This is a genomic window from Acinetobacter pseudolwoffii, from assembly GCF_002803605.1.
Lineage (GTDB): Bacteria > Pseudomonadota > Gammaproteobacteria > Pseudomonadales > Moraxellaceae > Acinetobacter > Acinetobacter pseudolwoffii.
This window is the reverse complement of sequence record NZ_PHRG01000006.1, coordinates 60,951-74,562: the sequence shown is the minus strand read 5'-3', so window position 1 is coordinate 74,562 and position 13,612 is coordinate 60,951. Positions and strand designations below refer to the sequence as shown.

The following is a 13,612-nucleotide window of genomic DNA, read 5'->3' as shown; positions in this document are numbered from 1 at the left end:
ATAAGGGACTAGGCAAAATGAGTTACACCCTAAAAATGCATCGAGTGTTTAGTGCACCTCCGGAGCGGGTGTATCGTGCTTTTGTTCATCCGGATGCACTGGCAAAATGGTTGGCACCACATGGTTTTATTGCCAAGGTAGAACATGCGGAAGTCAAACCCGGCGGCAGCTATAAAACCACCTTTACCAATTTTTCCACCGGTACCCAGCACCATTTTCATGGGATTTATCATGAGGTGATTCCCAATCAGTTACTGCGTTATACCGATCAGTTTTCGACGCCAGATCTGCAAGGTGAAATAGAAGTCACTGTGATCTTTGAAAAGGTTTCAGTCGGTACAGGCCTGCATATTATTCAGGTCGGCTATCCCGATTTAGTGCCGCCTGCGGTATGTCACTTAAGTTGGCAGGAATCATTCCAGCTACTTTCCTTGCTGGTGAATCCGCATATCCCGGATAATTAATGCTTGATGATTATGAGCTGGCCTTCAACGAAACTCCTGTTCAAAAGCGCATCTCTGCAAAGATGCTATACTGTGATCTTATTTGTTTCATTTATTTAATTTTTCTCTTTTTCGAGGTTCTTATGGGTCTGCCAAACTGTCCAAAATGCCAATCTGAATATACCTATGCAGATGGCGATCTACTGATCTGCCCTGAATGTGCACATGAGTGGAAAGAAGGCGAAATTACTGAAGAACAAGTGATCATTAAGGATGCTCATGGCAATGTGCTGGCGGACGGCGATAGCGTGACGGTGATTAAAGACCTGAAAATCAAAGGTTCATCTTCAGTGGTGAAAGTGGGTACCAAAGTCAAAAGTATCCGCCTATTGCCGGATGCTGCCGATGGTCATGATATCGATTGTAAAATCGAGGGAATGGGCCCGATGAAGCTAAAATCTGAATATGTAAAGAAAGCTTAAATCTGGCATCAGACTAGAATTTTAACTGGACATGAGACGGTGGATAAATCGTCTCATTGCTAAAATTCAGCGTTTATTTTTTATGTAGTCCCAATCCTCACGTTTTTGATCCGAGATCACTCGTATGCCACATCTGCATCTGGAATATTCTGACAATCTTCAACATTTGCTCCAGACTCAGCCGCTCTTGCTGGCCATGCATCAGGCATTGTTCAATGCAGGCTATGTCACCGATCCCGATGATTTAAAAAGTCGTGCGATTATGCAGCAGGATTATGTCATTGGACTGAGTCCACGGACAGATCAGGCCTATGCACATGCCAAAGTCTCACTATTGAGTGGACGTAGTGTCGAAGTGCGTCAGGCGATTTCTGCATTGGTGCTTGAGGTGATGCAGCAATCTATTGCTCCACAGCCCGAATTAAAAATTCAGCTCTGTGTCGAAATTATTGAAATGCCAAAGCAGACCTATAGCAAAGCCACGATTTAAATCCTGGCTTTTAGCTGTGTGGCATCGCGACAGCTTAAGCATTGTATTAAAAGCATCTACCAGTGCTCAGTCTAAAATAAATCAGACGACCGAACATGAATACTATTCCTAAATTAATTTCATCTTATTAAAATATAAACATATTTTTTTATAAATGACATTTTTGGTCATTTACAATAATACCGCAGAAGTCTTAAAGTGGGTTCAGATAACTCTCTATTCCTGATTTAAATAAAAATAAAGATTGATAGGGCTGTAATGTGGCATGTCTATGCAGATTGCATGAAGTTTTGGACCTAACTTAAAGATTGAAATCAAAATAATATTTTAAATAATATTCAGATGAATTGCAGTGAATAACACAAAGGGGATAGCCAAGCAATTATAGTGCTTGAGCATAATCAAAATAAGAAAAGCAAAAGACCAGAAATTTGGGACAATTTTAATTCCGATTTCAGGTCTGAATACCTGATTGAGGGGGACTTTATGCAGGTTTTTGGGGATGAACAACTGAGTCAGGAAGTCGTGGCATTTCTTCAGCAATGGGACCATGCCATATGCAGTCTGGAGATCCAGGATATTATTCAATTATGCCGGCCAGATATCCGTCTGGTCGATGTCAGTACTGAAATAAAAGGCATAGATGCCTATCAGGCACTCTGGTTGCAATATCGGCCTTTTATACCTGAAGGAATCCGGATAGAGCGTCAAGATATCAATATTCATGTGAGCACTGATTTAGCCTTGGTCGATGGCTATGTTCGGGTGAATTATGCGGTAATTGAGCCGATTTTCCAGTTGGGCTGGTGCCGGGTCAGTATGTGTCTCAGCAAGCAGCAGGGACGATGGCAATTGTTGCATCAACATACCTCAGTACCGGTACAACTGGAAACCCGTAAGATGCGCAGGATCAAAAGCGTCAGTTAAGTCATAAGCTCAAAAAATTAAGTGCAATATCTTGGTAAATGATTACAGGCATGCTTTATCAGGACACCATTCAGCAAAAACTGAATATACTCAAAGACTATCGTCAGGGAGCCGGGATGTGGGACGGTGCAATTCAGACCTTTGACAGGCTAGAAAATTCGATCGATACCCCGAAGCAGGAAGCGAGGAATCCAAATGTGCAGAATGTCAAAGTGGTCGGCTGGAACCTTCCAGTGAGGAAGCCGCACTAGGCTGGCCGAATACAATTTAAGGACTAAATAATGAAACAACAATGGATAGACAGCATCAAAACAATGAGTGTCGCATTTGGTCTGGCCAGTATCAGCTCATTAAGTCTTGCTGCCATTCAGGGGCTGCATTTTTCACATAAAGATTGGGAAATGGCCTGCGACAATACCGGAACCTGTCGGGCTGCCGGTTATCAGGCCGACCAGAATTTTGATCAGCCAGTGTCGGTGTTGTTAGAGCGTGTGGCTGGGGCAAACACTGCAGTCACAGGCAAAGTCCAGATTTTAGCTTCAGCGACGACCAAACCGATCCGGCAGCTGCAAATGCAAATTGCCAATAAGTCCTATGGCGTGATTGCTCTGGATCCGCAAGGGATCGGTCAGCTAAGTAGCACTCAAACCCGTGTCTTCCTGAAAGCTGTGCAGGGAACCAGTCCGGTTGTATTTAAGCATGCACAATCACGCTGGACTTTGTCAACAGCCGGAGCCAGTGCCGTTTTGCTCAAGATGGATGAATTTCAGCGCCGCCTCTCCACGCCCTCAGCCTTGATCAAGCCTGGAAAAAAATCCAGTCAAGCAGTGCTTAAAGCTGCAGCGATCCCGCAAATTGTGATACCCAAATATCAGTCAGGCAAGATCACTCAAGCGAAACTGAATACGGCGGCGGGTCAGCAGATGATTCGGAAACTGCAAGCAACCACTAACGAAGATCAATGTGATTTGCTGTTTAGCCAACATTTTATGTCGGATGATGTCATGACGATTTATCCCATCAATGCTCAAAATCAGCTGATTCAGATCCCTTGCTGGCGTGGAGCCTATAATATGGGCAGCGGTTTTTGGCTGATAGATCAAAACAAGCAACCGAGACAACTGGTGACCACCTCCGGAGAAACCTTTAGCCAAGGCCAGATATTTTCCGGGCATAAAGTACGTGGTTTGGGTGATTGTCTGAGTCAGGACGAATGGGCATGGGATGATAAAGCATTTGTCAAAAGTTTCAGTAGCCTAACCGTACAATGCAAGGGCTTTGCTGGCGGTGCCTGGAATTTGCCGACTTATGTGAGCAAAGTCATTCCCCTTAAATAGTCATATCCTGCATAAAAATAAACGCTATAAAAAAAGCCTGAATCATTCAGGCTTTTGAATTTAAAAAAATATTATCTTAGAAGCGCTTTGGAATTCTCTGACCATTCGGAACAGGGATGTCGGCAATTTTTAATACCCCAAACAACCAGGTTTCTGCATGCTGTACCGCCGTTTTGAGTTGATCACCCATGGCCAGACGCCCGGCGATAAAGCTGGCCAGTGAACAACCCGAACCATGATATTCACCCTCCAGACGTGGACAGCGGGTCTCATTAATCAACTTGCCCGCGATATACAGACTGTTCTGAATATAATCCGGCGTATCTTCATGACCGCCTTTAACCAGAACTGCTTGTGCACCCATATCAAATAGTTTTTGAGTGGCCAGCTGTAGGTCTTCTTCACCTGTTAAAGCACGCAGTTCAACCGTATTCGGAGTTAGAAGGGTAGCCAATGGAATCAGTTGGGTAAATGCTTTGACCAGTGTCGCCTGATTGCCCAATGAACCGCCACTATTTGCCACCAGAACAGGATCGAGTACATACAGATAGTCCGAATGTGCAGTCAAAAACTCCGCCAGTGCTGCGATATTCTCTGTGGTGCCTAACATGCCAGATTTAATACAGCGAATTGGCAGGTCATTCACCACGGCATTGGCCTGAGCCAGCAGCAGCTCTTTAGATGTCGCTTCAAAACCAAAAACCTGCTGTGAATTTTGAATGGTGAGGGCTGTGCAGGCAATTGCTGCATGTGCACCACTTTGACCAATGGCTTCAATATCTGCCTGAAGACCGGCTCCACCTGAAGGGTCTAAACCGGAAAAGCAAAGTACGGTAGGGCGCAAAATGATGTCCTTCATTCACTAAAATTACATTAGTATAGGCAAATTTGAATGAACTCTCGATATTAATTTATATCGGTGCTGATGAGAGGGGATGGGCTGTGATTAAGAATATTTTAATTGATTTGGATGGGACATTAACTGATCCTAAAGTGGGGATCACCACGTCTGCGCGTTACGGTCTGGAAAAGGTGGGTCATCCGATTAGCGATGAGATCAATATCGACTGGATTATCGGTCCTCCCTTAAAAGCCTCGCTGGCCAAACTTTTAAATATCGAGACCGATAATATTCTGGCTGAGCAGGCGTTGATGGCTTATCGCGAACGTTTTGCAGTGAAAGGCCTATATGAAAATCACGTTTTCGAGGGTGTGGCAGAAACGTTGGCAGAACTGAAACGCCGTGGTTATTGTTTGTTTGTCGCTACGGCAAAACCGACGGTTTATGCCAAACAGATTTTAGAGCATTTTGATCTGGCTCAGTATTTTACTGAAATTTATGGCAGCGAACTCAATGGTGACAGAACCAATAAAGATGAGCTGATTCAGTATATTTTAGAACAGCAACATTTAAAGGCCGAAGGCTGCATCATGGTCGGTGACCGTGAATACGATATTTTGGGTGCACGCCGCAATGGAATCAAATCTATTGCAGTTACATATGGCTATGGCAGTGCAGATGAATTACAACGTGCACAACCTGAATATAAAATAGAAAAATTCGGTGAACTATTAAGCTATTTTAATTAACCCGAATCCTGCTTAAGCCGATGATTCCTTAATTTGAATTGTTGGCTTATTTCGATGGGTTAATTGATATGCACATAGTGAGGCGTAAATTCCACTCAGAAATCCATGAAGACTACGTGCTTTACTCGTCACTAAATTGTATTGCCCCTTCAATAAGCTGAATAATGTTTCTATTTTATTGCGTTGTCTTAGGTGATATTCATCTGATGCACAGAGTTGAATAGCCTGCATATTCTTCCGATGATAAGTAATTAAATCAATACCTTGATCTTTCAATCTAATTTTTAATTCTTGGCTGATGTAGCCCCGATCCCCGTAAAGTTTTGCTTCTATACCAGCAACCAATTGCTCAACCATTTTTATGTCAGCAACATGTCCATTCGATAAAGCAGAACAGGCAATTTCACCAAATTGATTCATTGCAATATGTAATTTACAGCCATAAAACCAGCCCATTGAGCTTCTACCACGTGATGCAATTTGGATTAATGATTTATGACGCTGAATACGTTGATTTTTACAAACTGGCAGAGTTGTTGAATCAATCCATAAATATTGTGTACCTTGGCCTTTCATCAGTGCCACATGTAAAGCGTGTAGAGCTAATTCATGCATATTGATCAGATGAATCATCCTTTGATAGCAAGGCAAGTACTTAAATAAATGGCTTTTATCTTCTTTTAACCAGCTGAAAAAGGCTTTGAAATTATTGAAATGAGAGCATTTGTACCAAATGGCAATAAAGCAGATTTCTGAAATTGTAAGTTGAGCAGTTCTGATTCTTAAGGAACCACGGTTTTGTTTGAGAAACTCCCAATAAGTTGATTCAAATTTAAGAAAAAAATCATCAATTACGCAGAATAATTCGGTACTATTGAACATCAGGACGAGAGTTGTGAGTTTGGTGTGGTAACTCAACTGATGGCTCTAGTCCTCTTATTTTTCAAGTCAATTTCTTATCCGCGATTCGGGTTAAATAAATTTCCTTCTTTTTACTTATCTGGCTTAGACTTGCTTAAAATTAATTAATATAGTGAGTTAATTCACATTATTTAAAAATATTTTACATTTTGTCACATATTTTTTAGTGTGAGGTGTGTTGTATTTAAAAAATAGACTTTTTTTCAATAAATAGTAATTTTCACAATTATTTATTAAATATATTAAAAGCTCATGAAGGGAGATAATTTCTAAAGTGGCTTATTTAATTGAAATTTTCTTAAAGTCTTAATTTTTCAATTAAGTGAAATATCATAGAATCTAATTGTATGATTTTTTTAATAAAGAAAGATTAATCTATAATAAATTGTTGGTTAATATTTTTTTGATAAACATATCTCTACTTTTAAAAAAATATAATTGTTATGATTGATAAATAGACATATTGAGGTGTTTATTAATGGATCTAAAAAAAGAAAAAAATAAGATCAAAAACTTTGAAGGAAGCAATATTGTAAGACATAAGTCTTTATTTATTGAAAAAGATAATAGTTTATCAAATAAATATTCTAAAAATACACAGGGGCATAAGAATGGAATAATACAATTTTCCTCAAAGAAGAATAGAGTTAATGAAATAGATAAGAAAAGCTCTTGGCATTATATGGATAAAAAGAATTTTAGTTTAAAAAAATCTTTATTTCCTCATGTTCATTTTTATTCTTTTTCTAATATTTTTACTAAAGAAAAATTATCTAAAAGAATAGTAGATATAGTTATTGCACTAATAGCTTTATTAGTATTGTTTCCAGTTTTTATTATTATGAGCTATAAAGTGCGGAAAAATTTAGGCTCCCCCATTTTCTTTTACCAAGAACGCCCGGGTAAAAATGGTAAATTATTTAAAATGATTAAGTTTCGCTCTATGAGAAATGCGGTAGATAAAGATGGTAATCTTTTACCTGATAAATTTCGTATCACATCATTTGGACAGAAGATACGTTCAACCAGCTTGGACGAAATGCCTCAACTGATTAATGTTTTAAAAGGGGATATGAGTATTGTTGGGCCTCGCCCTCAAATGAAAGAATTTCTAGAACATTATACAGCTGAACAAATGCGACGCCATGAGGTAAAACCGGGTATGACAGGGCTTGCTCAGGTGAGTGGACGCAACAATTTATCTTGGGAAGAAAAATTTGAATTAGATGTGCAATATATTGAACAGTATAATATTTGGTTTGATTTTAAAATTATGTTTAAAACCGCTAAGGTAATGCTAAGCCAAGAGGGAATTAATGCTCCTGATCAGGAAGTCGGTGCTGCGCGGTTTTCAAAAAAAAGTATTCATGACACTAGTTTATTTACAAAAGAGGTGAAATAACACCAAGCATGGATAAATAAGACTTTCACGAAAGCTAAATGCGGAGTACTGCAAGATTATATCTAAACTATTAATTTTGAGCATAAGCGAGTATTAGTATAATGCACCTATGCCTTCCAGCTACAGGTATCGAATGAGATACTAGTGAAAAACTGAATGTTAGATTGACAGTTCTACAAAAAATACTAAGTGTATGACAAGTGGTTTGAGATCAATGTGACACTCAGGCTAGAAAATTGATGCTGATGTAAGTGATTAATAAAAGTTATAGCCGGTCCTGAGCTACTGAGCCATATATGAGTTGATAAGTATGGTGATTATTGACCCTTCTCTCATCAGTAGCTGATTTATCAGCGGGCTGGGGTCAATCACTTTTTTAAAGACTGGTTCAGTTGGTGTAGGGCAGCTCGATGTATTACCGGATACTTAATAAAAAACCAGCAAGCGCTGGTTTTTTATTTTCAGTTTCATCAGTATTTTGGGAGGTATGGGAAAGTTGTCGCTATCATCCGCACTTAAGTGTTGAATAGGTCTTAGTAAGAAAATAAGCCCTTTTCTAAGGGGAATTCGATACCAATTGATACACCGCCATCGTTACCGTATACCTCAGAGTCACCCACCCACCCATTTAGTTTAAGTGGAATGTCTGGGCGTAGATAATGTGTCCAGGTTAGATCTAGCGCTTTTAATTCATCTTGCTGCGGAAACGCCAGATTAGTGGCTCGATTGGATTTATTGAGTTTAGCTAATAATACCCGTGCATTGAGTCGATTTAAAGAATCAAAACGAATATCACCGCCAATAGATATCATTTGTCCATCACCTCCTATAGCATGCGCTAGAGGATAGCCATGTTGGTAAAAACCATCAGTATAGACATAGTGATTATAGGAAATGCCATCCGCATTACCATTACTACGAGTATCTGCCCATTCGGTATACAGTTGGAAAGGCATATTGTTATAACTTGATGAATAATCGACTCCAGCTAAATACATTTTTTTAGCCGGTAAGCCGCCTGCTTCGTCTTCACCGACATATTGCGCATAGATACCCATCGGGACTTGCACGAGGGGATGTAGATTTAAACGTGCATCAAATCCGGCAATTTGGTTAGACTTATCATCATCACTATTATCAAAGTTATCATTGCCTTTAATAGCATTCCAAAGTGTGGACAAGCTTTCTGAACGATCACCGCCACCCCATTGCATAGCCCGCGATGCACCCAGTTCTAAATAAGGCAAGGGTTGTGCAGTAACACGTAGGCCAATCAGTTTGGCATCAGGCACAGCATCGTAGTCATTCAGTTGTCCAGCAAAAGCTTGATATTGCCAAGGTCCAATCCAAGCCAACCATTTGTTTGCAAAAGCATTCTGTTCGGCGCGTTGCATCGTCACGCCATAGACAGGGCGGCTGGCATCACCACGAATTAAACTGCCATCATGTGCAGGACCCCAGTAGGTTGGGATCTGTCCAGCAATCAGCCATTGATTCCATAATTTTCCAGCGATATATGAGCCTTCAAGATTCAAATCTTGATCATTGTCAATCTGTAGATCTTTTTCTGCATTCACACGAAGTCTGGCATCCCAATTTTGATTGCCTGTATTCAACTCTATACCCGCTTGGTATTGGGCTTTTTGCTGATCGCCAAAGGCTTGAGGAATATTTTTTTGATCTGTCTCTGCAAATAGTGATGCTTTGAGTAACTGGTTATTGGTGTTCAAATGAGCTATGACTGAATCAATGACTTTTTGTTGAGTATTATTGTTGATTTTAGCTTGGGCAAGGGCGCGTTGAATTTCATCACCACTCATTGGCCAGGTGGAAGTACTGATTTGAATCACACCTTGCTGATTGAGCCAGTTTAAATCGGTACGCAGGTTTTGGTCATTTAAAACGATGCCTTGGGCAAAAGTCAGTGAGGAACTTAATGCCAAGCTGGCGAGCAGTATTTTTGATTTAAACATTCTTGTATATTCTCAGGAGTTTTAAACTGTAATCACGATAGGTTTTTTAGTTGATTTTTTCAACAACAATCATTTGCAATAAATGTAATAGAGGGTGATTTCACACCCTGCTTGAGGCAGGATGTGAAATCAAAGTTTACAATGAATTAGTCATTATCTTTATGTGCAGTATAGGCATAGGCATAATTATAACCATAGCTACCTGCCGCCCCTTTTTGCACATCATTCAGAATCACGCCATTAACTTTCACATTGGCCTGTTCAAAACGATTCACAGTGATTTCCAACTCTTTGATTTGTGTTTTGGCATGACGGGCAACCAATAAATTCACACCCGCATATTGCGCAATAATAATACCATCGGTCACAGCAAGGACTGGTGGCGTATCAATCAGTACGTGATCGAAATGAGCAGATGCTTGATCCAAGAAAGTTTTGAATTTATCGGTACTTAACAGTTCAGATGGGTTAACGGGACTTTTACCACGAGTCACAAAAAACAGGTTATCTACAGTTGAATTTTGCACCACCTCTTCATAGCTATTTTGGTGATTCAATAATTCTGCTAAACCTGGCTGTACCTCGGCGTTAAAGTACTTATGTAAATAGCCACGACGCAGATCACCATCAATGACCAGAACCCGTTTTCCCCCTTGCGCTAAAATAGTAGCAAGGTTAGTGGTAATGAATGATTTGCCAATTTCAGGTGCAGGGCCAGAAATTGCAATCACATTATTGGTCGCATTCATTAAGGCAAAATGAATTGCTGTACGCATGCTACGCAGGCTTTCAATGGCAATATCACTGCTATCTTTAACTGCAAGAATAGGAATATTTTTTTTCTTCTTCAATAGGTTAATGCGACTTTCTTGAATTAAAGAGCGTGGCACAGTGGCATAGACTGGTAGATCAAGCTCATTTTCAATTTGCGCTGCATCTTTAATGCCAGAACGCATCATATTGCGTAATAGTGCAATTAATACTCCAATAAACCCACCAACAAAAATTGATAAAATTATGGTAATTAATGACTTAGGTTTAATTGGCTTGACAGGTTCAATAGCTTGGTCAATAACTCTAACATTACCAATTTCACCCGCCTCTGCAATCTTCAATTGCTGATAGCTATTGAGTAAGGCGGTATAAAGTTCAGTGTTTACTTTTACATCTCGATATAGTTGTAAATATAATCGCTGTGTTTCTGGTAAACGTTTAATAGATTGTGTCATTTCTGATGTTTTTTGATTAATTTCAGAAAGTTGTGCATTGATCGCCGACATAAGAGGGTGATCAGGGGTATATTTTGAAGAAAGTTCCGCTTGCTGCTGTTGTAATTCAATTTTCATTTTCGCAAGTTCAACATTTTGCTTTAACATTAACTCGGCTTCTTGAGTTACATCAATAGTATTGTATTGCTCACGGAAACGGTTGAACTTGATCTCTGATTCCTCAAGTTGCTGTTTAAGTTCTGGCAGCTGTTTGTCTAGAAAACTTAAAGTTTGGTTAGATTCTAAAGACTTGCGTTGAATATTTTGTGTTTGATAAACAGATAAAATATTATTCAGAACTTGAGTAATATGTTCCTTATCATTGCCATTATAATTTAGACCAATAACACCAGAGTTTTTCCCTCTCTCTGCTACACTATAGTCATTTTTTAAGAACTGCATTGCTGTAGGTAGCGCAAGTTTAGTAATAGTAAATGTTTCTTTAAACGGAGATTTGCTAAATATAGCGACTTCCCATAGCCCCTTAGAGTCTATGGTTTGACTGCTGGAATTCAATTGACCTTTAAATATCACCTCATCTTTATAAGAGAAAGTAAACTGGTTATTATCCGTGAATTTTAACTCTAACTTTTTATCTAGATAGTAATTTGGAATTTTTAATGCTTTGATTAAAAAGGCTTGATTTTGCTTCTGGAAAACCACCATATCCTTTTTATAAAGAACTTCAGCTTTGTCATTTTCAATCAGACGATTAAATAAAGTATTACTATTATCTTTAATTTGGATATCAAGGTGTAAATTTTGAATGGTTTGTCCCAAAATCATGCGTGAGTTTAAGATTTCAATCTCAGCATCTGCGGGAGATTTTCCGCCCATTCCCCCTGGAATAGCATCACTCAGCCCACCCAAGAGGGCAGCAGCTCCAGCGCCTTTATTATCCTCTACTAGAACCATTGCATCAGCAGAATAAATTGAGGGAGTTACACGTAAATAAAGTAATGCGAAGGTTAAGCTCAGTATGATACAAAGCGCGATCACTTTCCATTGTGCAATTAACGAAAAAAATAATTCTTTTAAGTCAATGGTATCGTCATTAGTACTTGAATTTTGATTCATGGATAAACTACTAGATAAAAATTAAATATGTGATTGCCAATCCGAAACATAAGATTCGATGTTATTACATGTTTCTTCAAAAAATGCTTGATCGAGCTTATAAGGATCTGGAACATTGTGACCTTGCCAATGTCCTAAACGAAATACTTTACCTTTAGCAAATGGCCAAGTCTTTTCTATATGTTTTTGTTGATTTGAACTCATCACTAAAATTAAATCTGCAGTTTTGATTAAGTTGGCATCAATTTGTTTTGCGACATGTGATCTCATATCAATTGATTTTCTTGCCATACTTGCAATAGCCTTATCGTCAGCAGTATGACCTACCATGGCAGAAAGACCCGCAGATTCAATATGTAAGTTAGGATGATTTTTCTTGAGAAAAAACTCACCCATTGGGCTACGACAAATATTCCCCACACAGACGACTAAAATATTCTGAATTTGCATATTTTATTTACCCAGTTGGTCAAAGCTATAGAGTGCACTAGAAAACGGAATAATCTGGTTTACAATACGTTGCCAACGCGTTAATCCAGTCGCATCAATATAAACGATGTCATTTTTTTTCATTTGGAATTGATTGGCTAAGCCCAAATTACCAAAACTGCTTAAATTCAAGTGATACACAGTGGACTGCTTGGTGGCTAAATCGGTGCGCATTACATAGATTTTAGCCGCACTTGCGGAGTAAGGATTAATTCCCTCACTTTCACCTAAAACATCACTTAAGGTCATACCTTGATCACGTAAAGCCAGTGCTTGGCTTTTACTCGACTCACCCATAACATAAAGCTTTTGATTCTGTTTAGTATTCACAAAAATAGTATCGTTCGGCTGAATCAGTAAATTATGTAAAGATAGGCCTTGTTTTTCTAGTTGTAGTACATTGAGGTCAAAAGTTTGACCTTCCCGGATCAATTGAATATTGGTATTGTCACCTGTTTCAGTATTAATACCACCTGCCTGACCTAAAGCTGTATATATACTGATCGGTTGATCATTAAGGGTATATTGACCACTACGCATGACTTGTCCATTGACAAAATAACGACGGCCCTCATAAGACAACACTCGAACCACGACATCTGGATGTTTCAAATAACGTGCAAATTGACTGCGTAAAAAACGATTGGTCTCAGCCAATGTTTTCCCCGCTACCCGTACCTGCCCCACTAAAGGTAATTGTATATTGCCACTAGAATCGATGGGGTAACCTGCAGCTTTTACATTTGAAATATCCTGAATAGGGGGAGTGATTTCTGGGTAGGCCCAAAGTTGAATTGAGAGTACATCGCCAGCGCTTAAAGTGTAAGTTCGCTGATTGCTGTTAAATAAATATGTAATAGAAGATGAATGTGTTTTTTGTTCATGATTTAAAGCAGAAGCATTCACATTTTGTTGATTCAATTGAACCACTGACAGCTTTGAGCCTTGTTCAGTAGTGTAGTCGCCTTGCTCTGGTAAATCATAAGTTTGAAGACCGGAGGTGATTGCACACCCTGAAAATAAAAAAGAAACTGTTAAAAAAAGTGATGTACTTTTGTATTTCACATTCAAAACCCTTAGTTGTAATAAGTTGTTGCTTAAAAATCTTTTGAAGCGTAATTGTATTCTAAAAACCAACGTTCGCATACTGACTGTTTAAGTAATTAAGTTACATCGACAGATTTAGTTTTATGATATAGTGCCGCCTGAAAAA

Annotated in this window: 14 protein-coding genes; 8 read left to right on the top strand and 6 right to left on the bottom strand. The window is 39.1% G+C overall.

The features are described 5' to 3' along the window. The first annotated feature begins 17 nt into the window (after nucleotides 1-17). From CWI32_RS11775 to CWI32_RS11750, 6 genes are all read left to right on the top strand, one after another. The gene (locus tag CWI32_RS11775; RefSeq protein WP_005169565.1) at nucleotides 18-464 is read left to right on the top strand and encodes an SRPBCC domain-containing protein; all 447 of its coding nucleotides are present in this window, start codon (nucleotides 18-20) and stop codon (nucleotides 462-464) included. A 122-nt stretch (nucleotides 465-586) separates the two neighbouring features. Beyond that, nucleotides 587-925 (top strand): zinc ribbon domain-containing protein YjdM, encoded by a 339-nt coding sequence (locus CWI32_RS11770; protein ID WP_005097964.1) that lies wholly within the window; start codon nucleotides 587-589, stop codon nucleotides 923-925. 124 nt (nucleotides 926-1,049) lie between these two features. Continuing rightward, nucleotides 1,050-1,415, top strand: coding sequence for a 5-carboxymethyl-2-hydroxymuconate Delta-isomerase (locus tag CWI32_RS11765; protein ID WP_005169568.1), 366 nt, complete (start codon nucleotides 1,050-1,052; stop codon nucleotides 1,413-1,415). A gap of 486 nt (nucleotides 1,416-1,901) precedes the next feature. Next, the gene (locus tag CWI32_RS11760; RefSeq protein WP_074383473.1) at nucleotides 1,902-2,342 is read left to right on the top strand and encodes a YybH family protein; all 441 of its coding nucleotides are present in this window, start codon (nucleotides 1,902-1,904) and stop codon (nucleotides 2,340-2,342) included. 50 nt (nucleotides 2,343-2,392) lie between these two features. After that, nucleotides 2,393-2,593 carry a hypothetical protein gene (locus CWI32_RS11755; RefSeq protein WP_244881220.1) on the top strand — a complete coding sequence of 67 codons (201 nt, stop codon included), beginning with the start codon at nucleotides 2,393-2,395 and terminating at the stop codon, nucleotides 2,591-2,593. Between the two features lie 30 nt (nucleotides 2,594-2,623). Then, nucleotides 2,624-3,679, top strand: a complete 1,056-nt coding sequence (locus CWI32_RS11750) for a DUF1176 domain-containing protein (protein ID WP_100535365.1) — start codon at nucleotides 2,624-2,626, stop codon at nucleotides 3,677-3,679. A gap of 76 nt (nucleotides 3,680-3,755) precedes the next feature. On the opposite strand, the gene CWI32_RS11745 is transcribed toward CWI32_RS11750, so the two are convergent. Next, entirely contained in the window at nucleotides 3,756-4,523 is a 768-nt protein-coding gene (locus CWI32_RS11745) for a hydroxymethylpyrimidine/phosphomethylpyrimidine kinase (protein ID WP_100357951.1), read from the bottom strand. 98 nt (nucleotides 4,524-4,621) lie between these two features. Here CWI32_RS11745 and CWI32_RS11740 point away from each other — a divergent pair, with 98 nt between their 5' ends. After that, nucleotides 4,622-5,269: an HAD family hydrolase gene (locus CWI32_RS11740; RefSeq protein ID WP_100535364.1), complete on the top strand. Its 648-nt coding sequence runs from the start codon at nucleotides 4,622-4,624 to the stop codon at nucleotides 5,267-5,269. Nucleotides 5,270-5,281: 12 nt separating this feature from the next. Here CWI32_RS11740 and CWI32_RS11735 read toward each other — a convergent pair whose 3' ends face one another. Then, on the bottom strand, nucleotides 5,282-6,151 hold the full coding sequence (locus tag CWI32_RS11735) for an IS982 family transposase (protein WP_005096218.1): 870 nt from the start codon (nucleotides 6,149-6,151) through the stop codon (nucleotides 5,282-5,284). 790 nt (nucleotides 6,152-6,941) lie between these two features. On the opposite strand from CWI32_RS11735, the gene CWI32_RS11730 reads away from it, so the two are divergent. Then, nucleotides 6,942-7,592, top strand: coding sequence for a sugar transferase (locus tag CWI32_RS11730; protein ID WP_100535396.1), 651 nt, complete (start codon nucleotides 6,942-6,944; stop codon nucleotides 7,590-7,592). A gap of 533 nt (nucleotides 7,593-8,125) precedes the next feature. Here CWI32_RS11730 and CWI32_RS11725 read toward each other — a convergent pair. From CWI32_RS11725 to CWI32_RS11710, 4 genes are all read right to left on the bottom strand, one after another. Continuing rightward, the gene (locus tag CWI32_RS11725; protein WP_100535363.1) at nucleotides 8,126-9,565 is read right to left on the bottom strand and encodes a capsule assembly Wzi family protein; all 1,440 of its coding nucleotides are present in this window, start codon (nucleotides 9,563-9,565) and stop codon (nucleotides 8,126-8,128) included. A 146-nt stretch (nucleotides 9,566-9,711) separates the two neighbouring features. Further along, nucleotides 9,712-11,910, bottom strand: a complete 2,199-nt coding sequence (locus CWI32_RS11720; protein ID WP_100535362.1) for a polysaccharide biosynthesis tyrosine autokinase — start codon at nucleotides 11,908-11,910, stop codon at nucleotides 9,712-9,714. Nucleotides 11,911-11,931: 21 nt separating this feature from the next. Then, nucleotides 11,932-12,360: a low molecular weight protein-tyrosine-phosphatase gene (locus tag CWI32_RS11715; protein ID WP_100535361.1), complete on the bottom strand. Its 429-nt coding sequence runs from the start codon at nucleotides 12,358-12,360 to the stop codon at nucleotides 11,932-11,934. A gap of 3 nt (nucleotides 12,361-12,363) precedes the next feature. Next, on the bottom strand, nucleotides 12,364-13,464 hold the full coding sequence (locus CWI32_RS11710; protein ID WP_100535360.1) for a polysaccharide biosynthesis/export family protein: 1,101 nt from the start codon (nucleotides 13,462-13,464) through the stop codon (nucleotides 12,364-12,366). Between the last annotated feature and the right edge of the window lie 148 nt (nucleotides 13,465-13,612).

Coding starts and splice junctions, on each gene's coding strand:
- CWI32_RS11775 (WP_005169565.1), top strand. CDS start 18: ATGAGTTACACCCTAAAAATGCATCGAGTGTTTAGTGCACCTCCGGAG.
- CWI32_RS11770 (WP_005097964.1), top strand. CDS start 587: ATGGGTCTGCCAAACTGTCCAAAATGCCAATCTGAATATACCTATGCA.
- CWI32_RS11765 (WP_005169568.1), top strand. CDS start 1,050: ATGCCACATCTGCATCTGGAATATTCTGACAATCTTCAACATTTGCTC.
- CWI32_RS11760 (WP_074383473.1), top strand. CDS start 1,902: ATGCAGGTTTTTGGGGATGAACAACTGAGTCAGGAAGTCGTGGCATTT.
- CWI32_RS11755 (WP_244881220.1), top strand. CDS start 2,393: ATGCTTTATCAGGACACCATTCAGCAAAAACTGAATATACTCAAAGAC.
- CWI32_RS11750 (WP_100535365.1), top strand. CDS start 2,624: ATGAAACAACAATGGATAGACAGCATCAAAACAATGAGTGTCGCATTT.
- CWI32_RS11735 (WP_005096218.1), bottom strand. CDS start 6,151: ATGTTCAATAGTACCGAATTATTCTGCGTAATTGATGATTTTTTTCTT.
- CWI32_RS11725 (WP_100535363.1), bottom strand. CDS start 9,565: ATGTTTAAATCAAAAATACTGCTCGCCAGCTTGGCATTAAGTTCCTCA.
- CWI32_RS11720 (WP_100535362.1), bottom strand. CDS start 11,910: ATGAATCAAAATTCAAGTACTAATGACGATACCATTGACTTAAAAGAA.
- CWI32_RS11715 (WP_100535361.1), bottom strand. CDS start 12,360: ATGCAAATTCAGAATATTTTAGTCGTCTGTGTGGGGAATATTTGTCGT.